The organism is Streptomyces sp. NPDC034086, assembly GCF_055575515.1.
Window position 1 is genome coordinate 356,854 of record NZ_JBVISM010000004.1, and the last position, 20,219, is coordinate 377,072.

15 protein-coding genes are annotated in these 20,219 nt (G+C 72.7%); 2 read left to right on the forward strand and 13 right to left on the reverse strand.

The window, feature by feature from the left end; genetic code table 11:
* Positions 1 to 97: 97 nt before the first annotated feature.
* The 6 genes from ACZ514_RS14300 to ACZ514_RS14325 form a co-directional block, all read right to left on the reverse strand.
* Positions 98 to 784, reverse strand: a complete 687-nt coding sequence (locus ACZ514_RS14300) for a hypothetical protein (protein WP_468170748.1) — start codon at positions 782 to 784, stop codon at positions 98 to 100.
* Positions 785 to 822: 38 nt separating this feature from the next.
* Positions 823 to 1,533 (reverse strand): ribonuclease HII, encoded by a 711-nt coding sequence (locus ACZ514_RS14305; protein ID WP_469124818.1) that lies wholly within the window; start codon positions 1,531 to 1,533, stop codon positions 823 to 825.
* A 502-nt stretch (positions 1,534 to 2,035) separates the two neighbouring features.
* Positions 2,036 to 2,950, reverse strand: a complete 915-nt coding sequence (locus ACZ514_RS14310; protein WP_469124819.1) for an ADP-ribosylglycohydrolase family protein — start codon at positions 2,948 to 2,950, stop codon at positions 2,036 to 2,038.
* Between the two features lie 11 nt (positions 2,951 to 2,961).
* Positions 2,962 to 3,621 carry a histidine phosphatase family protein gene (locus ACZ514_RS14315; RefSeq protein ID WP_468170739.1) on the reverse strand — a complete coding sequence of 220 codons (660 nt, stop codon included), beginning with the start codon at positions 3,619 to 3,621 and terminating at the stop codon, positions 2,962 to 2,964.
* 73 nt (positions 3,622 to 3,694) lie between these two features.
* Entirely contained in the window at positions 3,695 to 4,300 is a 606-nt protein-coding gene (locus tag ACZ514_RS14320; protein ID WP_468170736.1) for a YdbC family protein, read from the reverse strand.
* A 32-nt stretch (positions 4,301 to 4,332) separates the two neighbouring features.
* Positions 4,333 to 5,175: an arylamine N-acetyltransferase family protein gene (locus tag ACZ514_RS14325; RefSeq protein ID WP_468170734.1), complete on the reverse strand. Its 843-nt coding sequence runs from the start codon at positions 5,173 to 5,175 to the stop codon at positions 4,333 to 4,335.
* Between the two features lie 64 nt (positions 5,176 to 5,239).
* On the opposite strand from ACZ514_RS14325, the gene ACZ514_RS14330 reads away from it, so the two are divergent.
* Entirely contained in the window at positions 5,240 to 6,199 is a 960-nt protein-coding gene (locus tag ACZ514_RS14330) for a DUF1152 domain-containing protein (protein ID WP_468170732.1), read from the forward strand.
* Between the two features lie 169 nt (positions 6,200 to 6,368).
* Here ACZ514_RS14330 and ACZ514_RS14335 read toward each other — a convergent pair whose 3' ends face one another.
* Together ACZ514_RS14335 and nrdR are read right to left on the reverse strand one after the other, a co-directional pair.
* The gene (locus tag ACZ514_RS14335) at positions 6,369 to 9,266 is read right to left on the reverse strand and encodes a vitamin B12-dependent ribonucleotide reductase (protein ID WP_469124820.1); all 2,898 of its coding nucleotides are present in this window, start codon (positions 9,264 to 9,266) and stop codon (positions 6,369 to 6,371) included.
* Between the two features lie 134 nt (positions 9,267 to 9,400).
* A complete protein-coding gene (gene nrdR / locus ACZ514_RS14340) occupies positions 9,401 to 9,916 on the reverse strand; it encodes a transcriptional regulator NrdR (protein WP_388938244.1) in 516 nt (171 codons plus the stop codon).
* Positions 9,917 to 10,474: 558 nt separating this feature from the next.
* Here nrdR and lexA point away from each other — a divergent pair.
* Positions 10,475 to 11,266 carry a transcriptional repressor LexA gene (gene lexA, locus ACZ514_RS14345; protein ID WP_467892883.1) on the forward strand — a complete coding sequence of 264 codons (792 nt, stop codon included), beginning with the start codon at positions 10,475 to 10,477 and terminating at the stop codon, positions 11,264 to 11,266.
* A gap of 146 nt (positions 11,267 to 11,412) precedes the next feature.
* On the opposite strand, the gene ACZ514_RS14350 is transcribed toward lexA, so the two are convergent.
* The 5 genes from ACZ514_RS14350 to ACZ514_RS14370 form a co-directional block, all read right to left on the reverse strand.
* A complete protein-coding gene (locus ACZ514_RS14350; protein ID WP_468170726.1) occupies positions 11,413 to 13,383 on the reverse strand; it encodes an ATP-dependent DNA helicase in 1,971 nt (656 codons plus the stop codon).
* A 52-nt stretch (positions 13,384 to 13,435) separates the two neighbouring features.
* Complete coding sequence (locus ACZ514_RS14355) at positions 13,436 to 15,292, reverse strand: IucA/IucC family protein (protein ID WP_469124821.1); 1,857 nt, start codon at positions 15,290 to 15,292, stop codon at positions 13,436 to 13,438.
* 157 nt (positions 15,293 to 15,449) lie between these two features.
* Positions 15,450 to 16,124 (reverse strand): GNAT family N-acetyltransferase, encoded by a 675-nt coding sequence (locus ACZ514_RS14360; protein WP_468170720.1) that lies wholly within the window; start codon positions 16,122 to 16,124, stop codon positions 15,450 to 15,452.
* A 31-nt stretch (positions 16,125 to 16,155) separates the two neighbouring features.
* Complete coding sequence (locus ACZ514_RS14365; protein ID WP_469124851.1) at positions 16,156 to 18,078, reverse strand: IucA/IucC family protein; 1,923 nt, start codon at positions 18,076 to 18,078, stop codon at positions 16,156 to 16,158.
* A 494-nt stretch (positions 18,079 to 18,572) separates the two neighbouring features.
* Positions 18,573 to 20,015, reverse strand: a complete 1,443-nt coding sequence (locus ACZ514_RS14370) for a diaminobutyrate--2-oxoglutarate transaminase family protein (RefSeq protein ID WP_469124822.1) — start codon at positions 20,013 to 20,015, stop codon at positions 18,573 to 18,575.
* Positions 20,016 to 20,219: the final 204 nt, after the last annotated feature.

Here is a 20,219-nt window from a genome sequence, read left to right on the forward strand (position 1 = left end):
CCGCTCGGCACCACCGGCACCGGCCGGCCGGGGGCGGCCTTCAGCGGGGCCGGCCGAGCGGCCCGCCCCGCCCCTCACCCGTGCGGGATACGGAGCGTCAGACGCTCGCGTTCAGCACGGAGTTGATCTGCGCGACGTCGCCGCACACGATCAGCAGCGCACCCGCCCGGGCGAGCGCCACCGGCAGTGCGGTGGAGGTCGCCCCGGCCGGTCCGCCGTTGGCCGCGAAGACCACGACGGGGCGGCCGGAGGCGCGCTGCACGTGCGCCGCGTCCGCGTAGAAGACGTCGTCCCCGGCGTCGTGCTGGGCCCAGTAGGAGGCCTCGCCGAAGGACAGTTCGTGAGCGGCCCACGGGTGCGGGTCACCGGTGGTGATCACCAGGATCTCGCCGGGCGCGCGCCCGGTGTCGAGCAGCAGGTCCACGGCCTCCTCGGCCGCGTCCAGCGCGCCCTCGGCCGAGGCCGGGATCAGCTGGACCTGCGGAACCGCCGCCGAGACGGACGGCGCGGCGGGGGCTGCGGGGACGGGTCCGGGGGTGGCCTGTGCCGCACGCGGCGCGGGCGGGCCGGGCCGGGGGGCGACACCCGCGGGGCTCGCCGCCGCGGGAGAGGGACCGGGGCGCCCGGGCCGCGGAACGGCTACGGGACGCGGACCAGGTACAGGGCGGGGGGTCTGCGCGGTGCGGCTCGCGGCCGGCGTGACGCGGGGACCCTGGGCACTCTCGTGAATCTGAGGCTCCTCGATGGCGGGGGTGAGAGGCGGGAGTTGATATCTATCAAACACCGGTACGAAACGTACCGGTCGGTGGCACGTGGGTGCGATCAGAAATCGAAGCCGAGTTGGCCTCCGTTTTCCAGCTCCATCGCTTCCTCGCTGCGGCGCACCTTCTTCAGGTGCCGCCACCGGGGCAGCGCGTCGAGGTAGGACCACGAGAGCCGGTGGTACGCGGTGGGCCCGCGCACCTCCAGTGCGGCCCGGTGCACGGGCGAGGGGTAGCCGGCGTTGGCGGCGAAGGCGAAATCCTCGATTCCGTCGCCCAGTACGCCGAGTTCGGCCATCATCCGGTCGCGCCGGACCTTGGCGATCACCGAGGCCGCGGCCACGGCGACGCAGGACTGGTCACCCTTGATGACCGTACGGACCCGCCAGGGCGGGCCGAGGTAGTCGTGCTTGCCGTCGAGGATCACCGCGTCGGGCCGGACCGGGAGGGCCTCCAGCGCGCGCACCGCCGCGAGCCGCAGGGCCGCCGTCATGCCGAGTTCGTCGATCTCCTCCGGGGAGGCGTGGCCGAGGGCGTGTGCGGTGACCCAGTCCTCCAGCACCTCGAGCAGCACGTCGCGCCGCTTCGAGGTGAGCAGTTTGGAGTCGGTGAGGCCCTCGGGCGGCCGGCGCAGGCCGGTGATCGCCGCGCAGACGGTGACGGGGCCGGCCCAGGCCCCTCGTCCGACCTCGTCGACCCCGGCGATGACCTTGGCTCCGGTGGTTGCGCGGAGGGAGCGCTCGACGGTGTGGGTGGGTGCTTCGTACGGCATGGCGCCAGCAAGGTTACGCCGCCCCGCGCCGCCTGCACACCCCGGCCCGGGGCAAGCGGTGTCCGGGGGCGCCCGCGGGCCGGCGCGGCACGCGTACGCGGTGGCACGGCGGGCGCCTCCGCCGGCTTCGCGGGGTGCCCGCTCGGGTGCGCGGGCGGGCGCCGCCGAGGCCGTTCGGAGGCAGCCGCGGAGCGCGGCCGCGGGGCGCACGCGGGGCGTCGGCACCCTCGGCCCACCGGCCGTCTCGGGGATCTCGGCCTGGGAGCATTCGCTCTCGCACACCCTGGCGGGGCACCCGAGCCTCGCCGCGACCATGCCGCCGAGCATGGCCCGGTGACACTCCAGCCCGCGTGATTCCGCGGAACCGCCCGCCGGTCACCGCCACGCTCAGGCTCACCCTGCCCTTTCCGGACGACGTCACGGAGCAGGCCGGCGCGCGCGTGATCGCAGTCGTGAAGGACCGCGCGCGCGACCGGCGGAGCGGCTCACGGGCCGGGGTACGTCACCCGGGCAGGGCCGGCAGCCACGCCGGGAGGGCCTCGGTCCGGTCCAACCACGCCCGCGGCGGCACCGTGTCCCCGCGCCCGCCCAGCACTCCGCCGACGATCGCGCAGGTGGTGTCCACGTCGCCGCCCACCTGGGCGGTGGTCCAGAACGCCCGCTCGTAGTCGTCCAGCGCCCGGGCCGCCGACCACAGCGCGAAGGGCACCGTGTCGTGGGCGCTCGTGCGCCGCCCGCAGCCCAGCACCGCGGCCACCGTCGTCGCGTCGCCGTAGTCCAGCATGTCCCGAGCCCTGCGCACCCCCGCGCCCACGGCACTGCGCGGCACGAGCGCGATCACCCCGTCCAGCAGGTCCTCGGCGGTCGGCACGCCGGTCGGGGACGCCGCCAGCGCGGCCGCGGCGGCGACGGCCATCGCCCCGCACACCGCCTCGCGGTGCTGGTGGGTGGTGTAGGCGGAGATCTCCGCCTGGTGCGTGGCCTGCTCGGGGTCGTCCGCGTACCAGGCCCCGAGCGGAGCGATCCGCATGGCGGCGCCGTTGCCCCAGGAGCCCTGCCCGTTGAAGAGCTCGGCGGCCAGCGTGCGCCAGTCCTCGCCCTCCCGGACGAGGCGCAGCATCCGGTTCACGGCGGGCCCGTAACCGCGGTCGAAGTCGTGGTGCGCGGCGAAGGAAGCCGCCAGCGCGTCCTGGTCGATGCGCCCGTGCGTGGCCAGCACGGCCACCACCGAGCAGGCCATCTCGGTGTCGTCGGTCCACTTCCACGGCTCGCTGCCGGCCGGCAGCTCGCGCCGCTTCAGCAGCGGATAGTTGACGGGAACGAAGTACTGGGAGCCCAGGGCGTCCCCCAGCGCCAGCCCTCGGAGGCTGGACAGGGCGCGTGCGTAGCGCGTCTCGGGAGTGGAGTCAGCGGTCATCGCGCGTCACTTTAGCCGTCCAGGTCATAAGGCTCGGGTGTGGTCCACCGCTCAAACGGGCGGTCCAGCCGGTACCGGCCGTCGGGTCCGAGCCGAAGGACGCGGAATTCTCCGTTCCCCGGGTTGGACAGGGCCTCGAACTCGGCCACCGACCAGTGGAACCAGCGCATGCAGAACAGCCGCATGGTCAGCCCGTGGGTGACCAGCAGGACGTTCTCGGGATGGTCCGGCGCCTCGAAGCTGCGGTAGAGGCTCTCCAGGAAGGAACCGACGCGGTCGTAGACGTCCGCGCCCGACTCGCCTTGCGCGAAGCGGTAGAAGAAGTGGCCGTACGCGTCCCGGTACGCCTTCTGGAGCTTGACGTCGTCGCGGTCCTGCCAGTTCCCCCAGTCCTGTTCGCGCAGCCGGGGCTCCTCGCGCATGCGGACCCGCGCCGGGTCCAGCCCCAGCTCGCGGAAGGTCTGCAGGGTCCGGCGGTAGGGGGAGACGTACGCGCTGATGGTCTCCTCCCCGAAGAGCTCGCGCAGCCTCGCCCCGGCCGCCGCGGCCTGCTCGCGGCCGGCACGGGTCAGCCGCAGGGCGTGGTCGGGCTCCCGCTCGTACACCGTGTCATCGACGTTTCCCTCCGATTCCCCGTGCCGGACAAGGACGATGCGCCGTGGTCGAACCATCCCCCGACCCTATTCGGCCTCCGGGGCGGGGCTGGCCCGGGCACGCCGGACGGGGTGGACGGCGGTCCTACGGTCATACCGTCCAGCTGGACTCGAGGTCGACCACGTCCCCGGTCAGCGCCTCGACGTCCGCCTCGGTCTGGGCGCGCAGCGACAGCCGCTCCACCCTCTCCTGCCGGTACTTGCCGTGCTCCGCCGCCGCCCGCCACATCGACAGCACCAGGAACTCCCGGCCGGGCGCCTCCCCGAACAGGCCGCGGATCATGCCGGGCGATCCCGCCATGGCCGGGTTCCACACCTTCTCCTGCATCAGCGCGAAGTGGTCCACGCGCCCTTCCCGCACCCGGGTGTGGGCTACCCGGACCACGTCGGCGTCACTGAAGCGCGGCTCGAAGCCCGTCTTCACGTCGAAGCGGTGGTCGAAGAGCGTGACCCTCGCGTCGGTGTAGGTGCCGTTCTGCGCGGCCGCCAGTCTGTCGTGCGAGCGGGCCATGAAGGAGTCGTAGAAGGACCGGCTCTCCCAGAACGCGAAGACGTGCGCGACCCCCTGCCGGCCCCTGCTCCAGCCGCCGCCCTGCCCCCGGAAACCGGGTTCGCCGGGCAGCCCCGCCCACTTGCGCTGCCCGCGCTCGAACCCGCGTCGGTCCGTCACCGTGCAGCGAATCCACTTGACCAGCACCGCGCCATCGTACGGGCCGGACGCGGCCCCGGTCAGTCCCCGGAGCGGTGGATCCGTACCAGTTCCGCCGCATCCCGTTCGGGCAGCCGAAGCCCGAACTCCCGGCCGAGAAGAGCGAGCAGCCGATCGGAGGTCACGGTCTCCCGCTCGGTCCGCCCGTCCGGGTGCAGGCGCGTGAGCTCGTGGTCCACGAGCGTCTTGCGCACGGTGTCGCCCGGGAGCTGCACGAGGGTCCGGCCCGCGAAGGAGGAGCCGGGGTGGGTGGAGCTGTAGTGGTTCAGCACGACGTAGTCGACGGGGTGGTACCGCTGCGGGGAGAAGGCGTACAGGTCCCGCCACTCCTCACCGCGGCGGGTGCGGAGCACGAGGACCCCGTCCTCCTCCTCGTGGACGGCGTACGCCCAGGGGCCCTGGCGCACCTCCGCGCCGGGCCGCGCGAGCGGGACGGGCTCGCGCGGGCCCATGTAACCGAACCCGGCGTCACAGAGCCACGGTTCGCCCTGGACGGTGACGACGAGCATCGCGTGCGTCACCGCCGGCAGGGACTGTCCCCGGGTGCGGTTGCGTGCCCCGCGCCCGGAGACCTCGTACCCGATCCGCTCCAGGGCGGCGGCCAGGAGCGAGTTCTGCTCGTAGCAGTAGCCGCCCCTGCGGGCGCGTACGAGCTTGTCCTCGATGGCCTCGACCTCCAGCGCGACGGGGCGGCCGAGCAGGACGTCCAGGCTCTCGAAGGGGATGGCGGCGGTGTGGGCGCGGTGCACTTCGTACAACGTCGTGAGGTCCGGCCGCAGTTCCCGCGCCGTCCGTCCCGTCCCCGCCCCGAGCCCGATCCGCTCCAGGTACGCGTCCAGGTCCAGTTCGTCCCCGCTCCACATGGTTCCACGCTCCCCCGCCGAAATCCCCGTGCCCGCGCAGATCCGGGCCCGCACAATGATCACCATGACCGCCCTGCACACCAACCCGCTCTTCGACCGTCTCGCCACGGCCCGGCGGATCCTCGTCGCCGGTGCCGGAGGTGGCTTCGACATCTACTCGGGCCTGCCCATCGCGCTCTCGCTGCTCCACCAGGGCAAGGAGGTGCACCTGGCCAACCTCTCCTTCAGCACCCTCGCAGGCCTGCCCGCCGAGGACTGGGCGGCTCCCGACCTTGCCGTCGTCACCCCCGACTCCTCGCCCCACCTGGCCTACTTCCCGGAACGGACCCTCGCGCGCTGGCTCCGGCTGCACCGCTACCCCTCGACGGTGTACGCCTTCCCCCAGGTCGGGGTGCGGCCGCTGCGCGCCGCCTACCGGGCGCTGATCGACCTCCACCGGATCGACGCGGTGGTGCTGGTCGACGGGGGCACCGACATCCTGATGCGGGGCGACGAGGCCGGCCTGGGCACGCCCGAGGAGGACCTGACCAGCGTGGCGGCGCTGGCCGCGCTGGACGACGTACCGGAACGGCTCGTGGTGTCGGTCGGCTTCGGGGTGGACGCGTACCACGGGGTCAGCCACGGCCTGGTCCTGGAGAACATCGCGGCGCTGGAGCGGGACGGGGCGTACCTCGGCGCGTTCTCGATACCCCGGGCCACGCGGGAGGGCGCGCTCTTCCTGGACGCGGTGGCGCACGCCCAGGACCACACGCCGGACCGTCCGAGCATCGTGGCGGGTTCGATCGCGGCGGCCGTGCGCGGCTCCTTCGGCGACGTGCGGTTCACCGAACGCACCCGGGGCGGCGAACTCTTCGTGAACCCGCTGATGTCCCTGTGCTTCGCCTTCGAGCTGCGCGGGCTGGCCGACCGCTGTCTCTACCTGGACCGCATCGAGGACACCCATCTGATGCGCCAGGTCCACTCCAGGATCGCGGAGTTCCGCGAGGACCTGGTCACCCGCCCCTCCCGCGCGATCCCGCACTGACGCCGCCGGCGCCACGCCGCCGCCGGAACCGCCGCGGGCCGGGAACGGCGGAGAGGGAGCCGCCCCGGGGGGCGGCTCCCTCTCTCACCCGCGGGTCAACGACCGGCGCGGGGGTGTTCGATCACAGAACCGGAACCGGAACCGGAATGGGAACCGATTCCGCTCCTGCTCAGCTGCAGCCGCTGGTGGAGCCACAGCCCTCGCAGATGTAGCAGGAGCCGGCGCGCTGCATCTTCGTACCGCAGGAGAAGCAGAGCGGGGCGTCGGCGGAGACGCCGAGCTGCATCTCGACCAGTTCGGCGTTGCTGTGCGCCGTCTTGGGGGCCGGGACCGGGACGGTCGGGGCCGGCTTCGGGGCGGAAGCGGTCGGGACCGACGCGAGCGGCGCCGACTGGGCGAGGGACTCGGTGTCGAGCTCCTCGTCCTCGAGCGGCTCGTAGGAGCCGGTGTCGAGGTGGCGCTGACGCTCCTCGGCGGAGTGGATACCGAGCGCCGAGCGGGTCTCGAAGGGCAGGAAGTCCAGCGCCACGCGACGGAAGATGTAGTCGACGATGGACTGGGCCATGCGCACGTCCGGGTCGTCCGTCATACCGGCCGGCTCGAAGCGCATGTTCGTGAACTTCGCGACGTACGTCTCCAGCGGGACGCCGTACTGGAGGCCGACGGAGACGGCGATCGAGAAGGCGTCCATCATGCCCGCGAGGGTGGAACCCTGCTTCGACATCTTCAGGAAGACCTCGCCCAGGCCGTCGTCCGGGTAGGAGTTCGCGGTCATGTAGCCCTCGGCGCCACCGACCGTGAAGGAGGTGGTGATGCCGGGACGGCCCTTGGGGAGGCGCTTGCGGACCGGGCGGTACTCGATGACCTTCTCGACCGCCGTGCGGATGGTCTCCTCGGCCTTCTCGGTGATCTCGGCCTTCTCCTCCTCCTTCTTCTTGGCGGAGAGGGGCTGGCCGACCTTGCAGTTGTCGCGGTAGATCGCGAGCGCCTTGACGCCCAGCTTCCACGCCTCGAAGTAGATCTCCTCGATCTCCTCGACGGTCGCCGACTCCGGCATGTTGACCGTCTTGGAGATCGCGCCGGAGATCCAGGGCTGGATCGCGGCCATCATGCGGACGTGGCCCATCGGGGAGATGGAACGCTCGCCCATGGCGCAGTCGAAGACCTCGTAGTGCTCGGGCTTGAGGCCGGGCGCGTCGACGACGTTGCCGTGCTCGGCGATGTGGGAGACGATCACCTCGATCTGCTCTTCCGGGTAGCCGAGGCGGCGCAGGGCCTGCGGCACGGTGCCGTTGACGATCTGCATCGAGCCGCCGCCGACGAGCTTCTTGAACTTGACCAGGGCCAGGTCCGGCTCGACACCGGTGGTGTCGCAGGACATCGCGAGACCGATGGTTCCGGTCGGGGCGAGGACGGAGGCCTGGGCGTTGCGGAAGCCGTTCTTCTCGCCCAGGCGCAGGACGTCCTGCCAGGCCTCGGTGGCCGCGGCCCAGATGGCGTTGTCCAGGTCCTCGGTGCGCGGCGCGACGGCGTTGGCGTCGGCGTGCTGCTTCATGACGCGCTTGTGCGAGTCGGCGTTGCGGGCGTAGCCGTCGTACGGGCCGACGATGGCGGCCAGCTCGGCGGAGCGCTTGTACGCGGTGCCGGTCATCAGCGAGGTGATCGACGCGGCGAGGGTGCGGCCGCCGTCCGAGTCGTAGGCGTGGCCGGTCGCCATCAGCAGGGCGCCGAGGTTGGCGTAGCCGATGCCGAGCTGGCGGAAGGCGCGGGTGTTCTCGCCGATCTTCTGGGTCGGGAAGTCCGCGAAGCAGATGGAGATGTCCATCGCGGTGATGACGAGCTCGACGACCTTGGCGAAGCGCTCGGCGTCGAAGGACTGGTTGCCCTTGCCGTCGTCGTTCAGGAACTTCATCAGGTTCAGCGAGGCGAGGTTGCAGGACGTGTTGTCCAGGTGCATGTACTCGCTGCACGGGTTCGAGGCGGTGATGCGGCCGGACTCGGGGCAGGTGTGCCAGTTGTTGATCACACCGTCGTACTGGATGCCCGGGTCGGCGCAGGCCCAGGCGGCCTCGGCCAGCTTGCGGAAGAGCGCCTTGGCGTCGACCTCCTCGATGACCTCGCCGGTCATGCGGGCGCGCAGGCCGAACTTGGTGCCGTTCTCGACGGCCGTCATGAACTCGTCGTTCACGCGGACGGAGTTGTTGGCGTTCTGGTACTGGACGGACGTGATGTCGTCGCCGCCCAGGTCCATGTCGAAGCCCGCGTCGCGCAGGGCGCGGATCTTCTCCTCCTCCTTCACCTTGGTGGCGATGAAGTCCTCGACGTCCGGGTGGTCCACGTCCAGGACGACCATCTTGGCCGCGCGGCGGGTGGCGCCGCCCGACTTGATCGTTCCGGCGGAGGCGTCGGCACCGCGCATGAAGGAGACCGGGCCGGAGGCGTTGCCGCCGGAGGAGAGGAGTTCCTTGGAGGAGCGGATGCGGGACAGGTTCAGGCCGGCGCCGGAGCCGCCCTTGAAGATCATGCCCTCTTCCTTGTACCAGTCGAGGATCGACTCCATGGAGTCGTCGACGGCCAGGATGAAGCAGGCGGAGACCTGCTGCGGCTGGGGCGTGCCGACGTTGAACCACACCGGCGAGTTGAAGCTGAAGATCTGGTGCAGGAGGGCGTAGGTCAGCTCGTGCTCGAAGATCTCCGCGTCGGCGGGGGACGCGAAGTAGTCGTAGTCCTCGCCGGCCTTCGTGTACGTCTTCACGATGCGGTCGATGAGCTGCTTCAGACCGGTCTCGCGCTGCGGGGTGCCGACGGCTCCGCGGAAGTACTTGCTGGTGACGATGTTGACCGCGTTCACCGACCAGAAGCCGGGGAACTCGACGCCGCGCTGCTCGAAGTTGACCGAGCCGTCGCGCCAGTTCGTCATGACGACGTCACGGAGCTCCCAGTTCACCTCGTCGTAGGGGTGCACGCCGGGGGTGGTGTGGATGCGCTCGATCCGCAGGCCGCCCTTGGCGGCCTTGGTCCCCTTGGCGCGGGAACCACGTGCCGAGCTGCTCGCCGTCTCTGTCATGCCGCCTGCCTCCCATATGCGGGCAAAAACGCCCTAAAGTGCCAGCGATATTCCGCGGCACAGTGCTGTGTGTCTTCTATCTGCGAATCTCGCCGTGCCGACGGGCCTGGCCGCGCTGCGCTGCGGCCGGGCGGTCAGTCGGCGGCGGAGGCGGGCACGGGGACGACCGGGGGGGTCCCTCCGGGCTCGCACTCATGGGGGTGAGGCCGCGGCTCGCGCAGTTCCGCGATGGCGGTCTCGAAGTCTTCAAGGGTGTCGAACGCTCTGTAAACGGATGCGAACCGCAGGTACGCGACGAGGTCGAGCTCCTGCAACGGGCCGAGTATGGCCAGCCCCACGTCGTGGGTGGTCAGCTCGGCGCTCCCGGTGGCGCGCACCGCCTCTTCGACCCGCTGGCCGAGCTTGGCGAGGGCGTCCTCGGTGACCGGCCGCCCCTGGCACGCCTTGCGCACGCCGGAGATGACCTTGGTACGGCTGAAGGGTTCGGTGACCCCGCTTCGCTTGATCACCATCAGCGAGGCCGTCTCCACCGTCGTGAAGCGACGGGAGCAGTCGGGGCACTGACGGCGCCGGCGGATCGACGTCCCGTCGTCGGTGGTACGGCTGTCGACGACGCGGCTGTCGGGGTGCCTGCAGAAGGGGCAGTGCATGGTTCCCTCACCCTCCTCTTGGCACGGTCGAATCACCCCACGGAGCCCGTCGACGACGGAGAGCGAGTCTCCGCCGGGGGCTCGTGAAGCAGCCACCAGCATATGCGATCCCGAGGACCTCAGCGGACCCGGGACCACAACTTCTGGGTGGCCGCGCCCATCCAACCACTAGATCTTGGGTTGGGCCGGATTTACACCACTCCGCGTGTCGCGGTGCCCGATGGCCGGATACGGGGACTCCCGGTGCCACACTGGGCCCACCGCCGGGCCCCGCCCGGGCACGGCCGATCCAACCGGGAAGGGTACCGTAAGGAGCGGACGCGGAGCCGAACCCGCGTTCGGCCCGACCGGTCGGCCACACGCCTCCCGGCCGGCCCCCGGACCGGCCACCCACGCCGGTGAGCGGCCCCGATCCTCGGACCGGGTCACCCATACACCCGCCCATCTAACCCAGGTGGACGATCCGCGATTTTTCACTCGAACGTGTGTTTGGCGCAACCTTTCGAAAGCAACTACCGTTGTCCAGCTAGGGAGAACATTTCGAGAGGGGCCGACGACGTGACCACCACCGCAGACAGTGCCACCATCACTGCCCAGAACCGCTCCCAGAGCCGACTCGAGCCGGTGCATGCCATGAATGACGCAAGTCAGAACCAGGAGGCGGAGGCCGTACGCCCCGCACGCTCCCTGCCAGGGCGGCCTCCAGGCATCCGCGCCGACAGCTCCGGACTCACGGACCGGCAGCGGAGGGTGATCGAGGTCATCCGGGACTCCGTGCAGCGTCGCGGCTACCCGCCGTCGATGCGCGAGATCGGCCAGGCGGTCGGCCTCTCCAGCACCTCTTCCGTGGCGCACCAGCTGATGGCCCTGGAGCGCAAGGGCTTCCTGCGCCGTGACCCGCACCGGCCCCGCGCCTACGAGGTACGCGGCTCCGACCAGCCCAGCTCGCAGCCCACGGACACCACCGGCAAGCCCGCGGCCTCCTACGTCCCCCTGGTGGGCCGGATCGCCGCCGGTGGCCCGATCCTGGCCGAGGAATCCGTCGAGGACGTCTTCCCGCTCCCCCGCCAGCTCGTCGGCGACGGCGAACTGTTCGTCCTCAAGGTCGTCGGCGACTCGATGATCGAGGCCGCGATCTGCGACGGCGACTGGGTCACCGTCCGTCGCCAGCCCGTCGCGGAGAACGGCGACATCGTCGCCGCGATGCTGGACGGCGAGGCCACCGTCAAGCGCTTCAAGCGGGAGGACGGCCATGTGTGGCTGCTCCCGCACAACTCCGCCTACCAGCCGATCCCCGGCGACGAAGCCACCATTCTCGGCAAGGTCGTCGCCGTACTGCGCCGGGTCTGAGCCCGACCCGTCGCCCCTCAGCCAGCTCCGGGACCCACTGCGCCGGTCCCGGAGCTGTTGCATGCCCGGACAGGCCTTCCCGCACATCGGGCGTCCGCGCCTGCCTCGCGGGCCGCCACGGCGTTACGGGCCAAGGCCTCCCGGCCCTACTCGGCGTCGGCCTTCGCGCTCGCGTCGATGGCGGCCAGCGAGCGGCGGACCTGGTTGCGGTCCGTGGTGTACCAGAAGTCGGGCAGCGAAGCCCGCAGGAAGCTCCCGTACCTGGCCGTGGCCAGGCGGGGGTCCAGGACGGCGACGACGCCCCGGTCGCCGGAGGCCCGTACGAGCCGGCCCGCGCCCTGGGCCATGAGCAGGGCGGCGTGCGTGGCGGCGACCGCCATGAAGCCGTTGCCGCCGTTCTCCTCCACCGACTTCTGCCGCGCGCTCATCAACGGGTCGTCGGGGCGGGGGAACGGGATCCTGTCCATGATCACCAGCTGGCAGCTGGGGCCGGGCACGTCCACGCCCTGCCACAGCGAGAGCGTCCCGAACAGGCAGGTCCGCGGGTCCGCCGCGAAGGTCTTGATCAGCTCGCCCAGCGTCTCCTCGCCCTGGAGCAGGATCGGGTTGTCGAGCCGTCCGCGCAGCTCCTCCGCAGCCGCTTTGGCACCGCGCATGGAGGAGAACAGGCCCAGGGTGCGGCCTCCCGCCGCCTCGATCAGCTCCGCCAGCTCGTCCATCATGTCGCCGCGGGTGCCCTCCCGGCCCGGCGTGGCCAGGTGCTTCGCGACGTAGAGGATGCCCTGCTTGGGGTAGTCGAACGGGGACCCGACGTCCAGTCCCCGCCACACCGGCACCCCTTCGCCCTCGACGCCTTCCGGGGAGAGACCGAGCGAGGCCGCGACCCCGTTGAAGTCGCCGCCCAGCTTGAGGGTGGCGGAGGTCAGGACCACCGAACGGTCCTCGAAGAGCTTCTCGCGGAGCAGCCCGGACACCGAGAGCGGGGCGACCCGCAGGGTCGCGCCGAAACGGTCGTGGCGTTCGTACCAGACGACGTCGTACTCGGAGCCGTTCGTGATCCGCTCCGCCACGGTGTGGACGCCCTCCACCGCCGCGAGGGCCTGTTTGCGGACGGCGTCCTCGTCGTGGACGGACTTGTCGCGGGTGGCGCCGATCGCGGAGATCACGTTGCGCGCGGAGTCACGCAGCGACATCAGGGCGTAGCCGAGGTCCTCGGGGATCTCCTCCAGGCGACCGGGCAGCGCCAGCTCCATCACCCGCTCGAAGGTTTCCGAAGCGGTCTGCAGGGCGTCCGCGGTCTTCTCGTCGACCAGCTTCGCGGCCCGCTTCACGGCCCGGTTGACCTGGCCGGGGGTGAGCTCGCCGGTGGCGACGCCGGTGACGCGGGACACCAGCTCGTGCGCCTCGTCCACGATCAGCACCTCGTGCTGCGGCAGCACGGGGGCGCCCTCGATGGCGTCGATGGCGAGCAACGCGTGGTTGGTGACGACCACGTCCGCGAGCTTCGCGCGCTCCCGGGCCGCTTCCGCGAAGCACTCCGCACCGTACGCGCACTTCGTGGCGCCCAGGCACTCGCGGGAGGAGACGGAGATCTGGCTCCAGGCCTTGTCCGAGACGCCGGGGGTGAGGTCGTCGCGGTCACCCGTCTCGGTCTCGTCCGCCCAGTCGCGCAGGCGCAGCAGGTCCTTGCCCAGCTTGCTGGTCGCGGCGGCGGCCTCGAACTGGTCGAAGAGGCCCTCCTCCTCGTCCTGAGGGGCCCCCTCGTGCAGGCGGTGCAGGCACAGGTAGTTCGACCGGCCCTTGAGCATGGCGAACTGCGGCCGCCGGCGCAGCTGCGGATGCAGCGCCTCGACCGTGCGCGGCAGGTCCCGCTCGACGAGCTGGCGCTGGAGGGCGAGCGTCGCCGTGGCGACGACCACGCGCTCGCCGTGCGCGAGGGCCGGCACCAGGTAGCCGAGGGACTTGCCGGTGCCGGTGCCGGCCTGGATCAGCCGGTGGGAGTTGTCGTCGATCGCTTCGGCGACGGCTTCGGCCATGGCCACCTGGCCGGGCCGCTCCGTACCGCCGACGGCGGAGACGGCGGCGTGCAGCAGGTCGGGGAGGGAGGGCTTCGTCATAGCACTGCCAACCCTACGGGGCGCCACCGACAGCGACCGCATCGATCACTCTTCAGGGGCTGTGCAGGGGGTTGGGGACGGTTCCGTGGACGACGGCGCTCGGCCGGTCCGGCCGGTCGCGGTAGCCGTCCGCGTGGAGCCGGTTGCGGTTGAGGCAGAGCCGGTCGATCCGTTCCGTCAGCAGGTCGAAGAGGCGGTGGCGGTCCTTGTCCTCGGGGAAGCGGGCCTGGTAGCGGAGGATCTCCGCCCGTACGAGGACCCAGAACCGGTTCTCGGGCACATCGAGCCGGTCCTCGCACACGGCCGACAGGTAGCGGAAGACGCCGACGAACAGCCCGGAGTGGATGTACTGGGTGAGGAAACCGGGCGGCTCCGTGAGCAGCGCCGCCCGGACCTCCTCGGGCATGGCCGCGTGCTCGGGCAGGGGCGTGGCGCTGATGTTGACGTCGTCCACGAAGTCCTTGACCGCGAGGCGGACCGGGACGTCCTGTTCGTCGAAGATCACGACGGTGTTCTCGCCGTGCGGGGAGAACACGGTGCCGTAGCGGTAGAGGAAGTGGAGCAGCGGCGGCAGCAGGGCGGCGAAGAGCCGGCGCAGCCAGGCTTCGGGGGTGAGGCCCGAGCGGGCGACGAGCTCGGCGGTGAAGGAGCGGCCGCGCGGATCGACGTGGAGGAGGCAGGCGAGGGTGCGGGCCCGCTCTCCCGGGGCGAGCCGGCCGGCCAGCGGCTCGCGCCAGATCGCTCCGAGGAGTTCCTTGTACTGGTAGGGGACCTCGGGGAGCCGGTCGTACACGGGGTGGCGGACGGTGACCGAGGCGACCTCGCCGAGCAGGACGACCCGGCATTCGTCGCGCAGGAAGGCATCGGAGTCGCGCAGCGAGTGGATCCAGGCGGTGACGGCGGGAGCGGCCAGGCTGAGGTCGCTGGGCAGGCCGCGCCAGACGGTGGTGTTGAAGACCGACAGCGGGAGTTTGACGCTGTGGCGGTCGGGCCGCGTGAGGTTGAGGAAGGTGCGGATCGACTGCTGCGGGATCCTGTCGTCGGGGTCGGCGGGGAGCGGCACCAGGGCGCCGGAGGCGAGGTCGGGGGCGAAGAGGGGGAGGACGATCTCGTCCCACTGCCAGGGGTGGACGGGCAGGTAGAGGTAGCGGAGCGGGTCGAGGCCCCGGTCGCGGAGGATCCGGTCGAACGCCGCCCGGGTGACGGGGTCCAGCTCGGCCGCGTAGAGCCGCGCCGGATCCTCGAGTCCGGCGGTGCCCCGGTACTCCGCCAGGGAGGTGTGGGCCGCGAGCCACGGCAGCCGCTGCCGGGTGCGCGCCTCGGGGGCCCAGGCGGCGGCGTCCGCGGCGGACCATCCGACCCGGCCCTTGTTGAGGACGAGCCAGGGGTGGCCGGTCTGGTGGCCTTCGAGCGCCGCGTAGTCCAGGTCGGCGAGGACGTCCGCGGTGAGCGCGTGGTGGTCGAGGCGGGCGTCGGCGGCCAGGGTGGAGCCGAGCTCGTGGATCAGGTGGCCGAGGGTCGGCCCGTCGAGCCGCAGGAGGGTCCGGGCACGTACGAGGAAGTCGTACGGGTCCCCGAACGCGAGCGGCGGCTCCGCCGCGGGGCCCGGCGGTGTCAGCGTGATCGTGTCCGGGCTGACGTGCCAGCTTCCGTAGGCGCGGCGGCGGGCCCGGAAGCCCAGGTCGCTGCCGTCGTCGAGGCTGAGGGTCCAGGCGTCGCCGGCGGTCGAGGGGGCCGGGACGGGGCTGATGATCTCCTCGTACGCGAACTCGCCGAGCATCTTGGCCAGGAGCCGGCGCGCCGCGAGGTCCCAGGTGGGCCGGTTGAGTTCGGGCGGCGTGCGGGGATGTTGCGGCGACGGGGGAACGGCGTCTTCGAAGGAGCCGGGGGCTGCGGGGAAATTCGGCACGGGACTCCTCGAATATCGGGAACCTTGCTGCGGGCCGTGAAGTTCTTGAGATGAGAGCTGGGAAAACCGAAGACGCGAACTGGTCCTGGATAAAGGGAACGAGCGGAATGGGCCCGATATCCGGGAGGACCGTATGACCGTATGACCGGGCTGCCGATCAGAGCAGATGGCGCAGCGCCCGCTCACGGATCATCAGGGCGGCTCGCTTCTCGGGAAGGTCGATTTCCGTGGAATAGCGGAAACCGGCGTTCATGAAGGCTGAGACGGAGGGGGTGTTGCGCATGTCCGGTTCCGCGATGACGCGCGTGCAGCGGGGGCGGTTGTCGAAGACGAGCTCGGTGACGGCGCGCAGCAGCATGCTGCCCAGGCCCTTGCCCCGGTTCGTGCCGTCTCCGATGAGCAGGTGGATACCCGTGTCGTGGGAGTGCGCCGGGTAGTAGAGGCACACCGGGTCCAGGTCGGCCCGGTAGATCTCCCAGTAGCTCATGGGGCTGCCGTCGAGGAGGCCGAGGCAGGGGACGCTGTGGCTGTCGGCGTCGAGCTGGGCGCGCAGGTGTGACGCGGTCACGGCGGCGGATCCGCTCAGCTCCCAGTAGGCGGCCACCTCGGGGTCGTTCATCCAGCCGGTGAGCAGTTCCAGGTCCCGGCCCGGCCGTACGGGTTCGAGGCGGAAGTCTCCGGCCGGTGTGGCGGCCACGCCCCAGCTCGCCGGTGAGTCGAGGAGGTCCGCCTCGGCGAGCAGCGGCAGCAATCCGATGGTGAAGCGGTGCGCGGTGACCTCGTGGGAGGCGGGGCCGCCGAGGGGGGTCGTCGTGGTGTCCGTGGGAGGCATCGTGGCTCTTCTCGGTGTCGGTGGAAGCGCGTCAGTCGTGGAGGGGGTTGGTGAGGGTGACGTAGACGGACTGGCTGTCGACGGGGCCCACGAGTTCGTCGAGGCCGCTCAGGCGGGTGAGCAGGTTCGCCTTGCAGCGGAGGGTGGGCGAGTCGAGCAGCTGCGCGGGGACCGGTCCGAGGCGGGAGGCCTTGCCGAGGAAGCGGCGGAAGGCGGCGAGGAGCACGCGCTCGTCGGCGAGCCGTTGGGATCCGAAGGCGCCGATGAGGCCGATCACGTTGTTGATGCCGAGGTAGTAGGCGAAGCGTTCGTCGGCGACGGCGTCAGGGACGAAGGTGTCACTGGCGCCGCCGATGCCGGGGAGGCGTCGTTCCAGTTCGGCCCGCCGGGAGTCGCGGAAGTAGTAGCCCTGGTTGTCGCGGAAGCGGCCGCCGACGGGCCAGCCTGACCGGTCGAGGAGGACCAGGGTGTTCTGCTGGTGCGCTTCGAGGGCGATGCCGGCGAGCGCGTCGAAGGCGAGGACCGGCAGGACGACGTGGTCGAGGTAGCGCAGGAACCACTCGGTGGCGACGGCGGAGACGGGGCGGCCGGTGGTGAGGGCGAGCCGGGAGAGGGTGTCGGCGAGCCGGGAGCGCATCGTGGTCCGGCCGGGCCATGGGCGGAGGGAGGTCAGTGCGGCGACGCAGACGGCGTCGTCGTCGGAGCGGAAGGGGTTGTGGCGCAGTACCGCGTCGAATCCCCGGACGGGAGTGCCGTCCAGGGCGTCGACGGCGACCCAGGCGGGGTCGCGCACGATGTCGAAGCCGGGGTGGGCGGTCTGCCACTGCTCGGCGAGGCCGGTGCGCAGCAGCCGGTGGACCTCGACGCCGCGGTGGAGTTCCTTGCGGAGGTTCTCGCGGCGGCTGTTGGTGATGCGCAGGCCGAGGGAGAGCTTGAGCATCGCGGGGGCACCGGGGCGGTGGACGGTGCGGACGGAGGAGGTGGGGTACCAAGGTGCGCCGTGCGGGCCCAGGTCGGTGATGAGTCCCGCGTCGCGGAGGGCGGTGACGGCGGGGCGGTGGAGGAGGTCGCGGGCCTGCCAGGGGTGCAGGGGAAGGGCGGTGGTGCCGGGGGGCAGCGGGAGTCCGGGTGCGAGCCGGGTGAGGAGCTCGGTGGCGGAGACGGGGCGGCCGCGTTCGGTCCATGAGGAGTCGGTGGCGAGGGCGTCGGGCGCGACCGCGATCCAGTGCAGGGGGAAGGAGCCGTGGAGTTCGGGTGAGTAGAGGCGTACTTCGGTTTCGGAGAGTCCTTCGCGGCTCTTGGGGTCCGGTTGGAGGGGGTGGCCGAGGAGGAGCGACTGTTCGGCGGTGAGGAAGAGGTCCGCGGCGACGGGGGCCGGGACGGCGGGGCGCCGGCGCCGGTCGGCGATGAAGTCGGCGGTGCGGCGCACGGAGTCGGCGACCCGGCCGACGAGGTCGGTGCCGCTGCGGCCGTCGCCCTGCCGGGCGAGGAGGGCCGCGAGGGTGACGGCGTCCACGGCCGGGGCGTGGTCCGGGGCGCCTTCGAGGCGGGCGGGACCGAAGCGGTGCCAGCCCGCCGGGGACCAGTACCGCACGGGTACGAGCAGGGCGGCCGCGGACGCGGGGAGGGGGATGCGGAGCAGGGTTCCGACGGGCCCGTCGGGGCGGCCGATGCCGCTTTCCCGTACCCAGCACCGCAGCAGGTTCTCCACCGTCGCGGATTCGGCGGCGGTGGCCGGGTCGGGGTGGTCCAGCAGGTCGGGCAGCGCCGCCGGGTCGGGGCCGGCGGGTCCGGGGCCGCCCAGGCGGGGGCGGAGGGTGCCGTCCTTCTGCCGGGGCACGGTGCCCGCCGGGGGGTGGGCGGGAGTGGCCTGCGCCGCCGGGAGTCCGGACGAGGGCGCGGGCACCGCTGCGGTGCGGTGCGGTCCGGGATCGGCCGGCTCCGGGTCCGCCACCGGGGGTACGGCCGGCCCCTGGGGCCGTACGGAGTCCGGGCGGGGGTCCGTCGGCGCCTGCGCGGCGGCGGGCGCCTCGGGCTCCGCGGGGCCGGCGGGGTGCGCCGGGCGCGGCGCGGCCGCCGGGCCGGTATGGCCGGAGGTGGCCACGGGCTCCGCCGGGTCCGGACCGGGCCCGCCGGGAGGCGGCGCCTGGGCCGGGGCGGGACGGTGGACGGGGCCGGGCGCCGGGTGGCCCGGAGCAGCCGCGGTCGCGGGGGCGACGGCGGCGGAGGCCGTCTGCCCGGGGCCGGGAGCGGGCGGCGGCACCGCCGAAGCGGCGGTCGCCTCCGCCGGGCGGGCCGGGGTGGGAGGGAGGGGGGCGGGGGCCGAGGGGGCGGGGGCGTTCGGTGCCACCGCCGGGGCCGGCGGGAGGGGGGTGGGGGGCGGGGTGGCCGGGCCGGCGGGGCGGGGGCTGGTGGAGGGGTCGGGCATCGGGGGTCCTTCGCGTGCGGTCAGTGGGGCCGGCGGGCGGCGGCGGGGACGGAGTCGGCCAGCCGGTCCAGGACGGCCGCTGCCTGTTCGTCGGTCAGGGTCAGCGGCGGCAGCAGTCGGACGACACTGGAGTGGCGGCCCCCGAGTTCGACGATCAGGCCGCGGCCGAGGCACTCCTCGCGCACGGCGGCGGCGAGGGCGGGCGCGGCGGCACCGGTCTCGGGGTCGACGAGTTCGACGCCGATCATCAGGCCGCGGCCCCGGACGTCGCCGATGCAGGGCTGGTCCGCCGCCAGGCCGCGCAGGGCCGTCAGCATCCGCTCGCCGAGGGCCGCCGCACGCTCGGCGAGCCCGTTGCGGCGGACGTAGGCGAGGGTGGCGGTGCCCGCGGCCATGGCGAGCTGGTTCCCGCGGAACGTTCCGGCATGGGCTCCCGGGGCCCAGACGTCCAGTTCGGCCCGGTAGACGATCACGGCCAGGGGCAGGCTGCCGCCGATCGCCTTGGACAGGACCATCACGTCGGGGACCACCCCGGCGTGGTCGACGCCCCAGAAGGCGCCGGTACGGCCCACCCCGGTCTGCACCTCGTCCGCGATCAGCGGGATGCCCCGGGCGGCGGTGATCTCCCGCATCCGGCGCAGCCAGGCGTCCGGGGCCGGGTGCACCCCGCCCTCGCCCTGCACGGGCTCGACGATCATGGCGGCGGGCGCCGGTACCCCGCCCTTGGGGTCGTCGAGCAGGCTCTCGGTCCAGCGGGCGCCGAGCCGCGCGCCCTCGGCCCCGCCCACCCCGAACGGGCAGCGGTGGTCCTGCGGGTAGGGCAGCCGGGTCACCCGTACGTCACCGGCACCGCCCGACACCTCCAGCGCCCCGGCGGTCATGCCGTGGTACGCGCCGGTGAAGGCGAGCAGCCCGGTCCGCCCGGTGGCCGAGCGGACCAGCTTCAGGGCGGCTTCGACGGCGTCGGTCCCGGCGGGCCCGCAGAACTGGACGCGGGCGTCGGCGGCCAGAGCGGCCGGCAGGTTCTCGAAGAGCTCGGTGGTGAAGGCGTCCTTGACCGGGGTGGCCAGGTCGAGGACGTGCAGCGGAGCCCCCGAGTCGAGGACTCCGCGGATGGCTTCGAGGACGACGGGGTGGTTGTGGCCGAGGGCGAGGGTGCCCGCGCCGGAGAGGCAGTCGAGGTAGCGCCGCCCGTCCGCGCCCTCGATCGTCAGCCCGCGGGCGCGCACGGGGACGATGGGCAGGGAGCGGGCGTAGGTCCGGGCGGCGGACTCCCGCAGCGACTGCCTGCGCAGGATGCCCTCCGCCGAGGCGGGTCCCCGCCCGCCCTGCGCCGGGACCTGCGCCGGGACCTGCGGCGGGACCGCCGGCACCCGCGTCGCCGCGGCCGCGGGGGCCGGCGGTGCGGGGGCGGTCGGGGGCTGCGGGGGCGTCTGTGCCGCGGCTGCGGTCGGTTCGGTCACGGCCACGACTGTCGGTCCTCCCGCAGGCTGGTCTTCCGGATCGCGCGTCGAACACGCGCGCTGCTGCACCATCCCCCGTACGTACCAACGACGGTGACCGCTTCGGATCACGGTTCGTCCGAAGATCCTTGCGGTCCGGACGCCGGGCGCCGGGCTCCGGGGCGGCCGCGGCAGGAACCACCGACCCGGAGACGGCCGTCCTAG

Excerpts from the sequence above, each read along its gene's own strand:
- ACZ514_RS14335 (WP_469124820.1), bottom strand. The coding sequence starts at position 9,266 with ATGACAGAGACGGCGAGCAGCTCGGCACGTGGTTCCCGCGCCAAGGGG.
- ACZ514_RS14325 (WP_468170734.1), bottom strand. The coding sequence starts at position 5,175 with ATGTGGAGCGGGGACGAACTGGACCTGGACGCGTACCTGGAGCGGATC.
- ACZ514_RS14310 (WP_469124819.1), bottom strand. The coding sequence starts at position 2,950 with ATGACCGCTGACTCCACTCCCGAGACGCGCTACGCACGCGCCCTGTCC.
- nrdR (WP_388938244.1), bottom strand. The coding sequence starts at position 9,916 with ATGCACTGCCCCTTCTGCAGGCACCCCGACAGCCGCGTCGTCGACAGC.
- ACZ514_RS14330 (WP_468170732.1), top strand. The coding sequence starts at position 5,240 with ATGACCGCCCTGCACACCAACCCGCTCTTCGACCGTCTCGCCACGGCC.
- ACZ514_RS14360 (WP_468170720.1), bottom strand. The coding sequence starts at position 16,124 with ATGCCTCCCACGGACACCACGACGACCCCCCTCGGCGGCCCCGCCTCC.
- ACZ514_RS14315 (WP_468170739.1), bottom strand. The coding sequence starts at position 3,621 with ATGGTTCGACCACGGCGCATCGTCCTTGTCCGGCACGGGGAATCGGAG.
- ACZ514_RS14350 (WP_468170726.1), bottom strand. The coding sequence starts at position 13,383 with ATGACGAAGCCCTCCCTCCCCGACCTGCTGCACGCCGCCGTCTCCGCC.
- ACZ514_RS14305 (WP_469124818.1), bottom strand. The coding sequence starts at position 1,533 with ATGCCGTACGAAGCACCCACCCACACCGTCGAGCGCTCCCTCCGCGCA.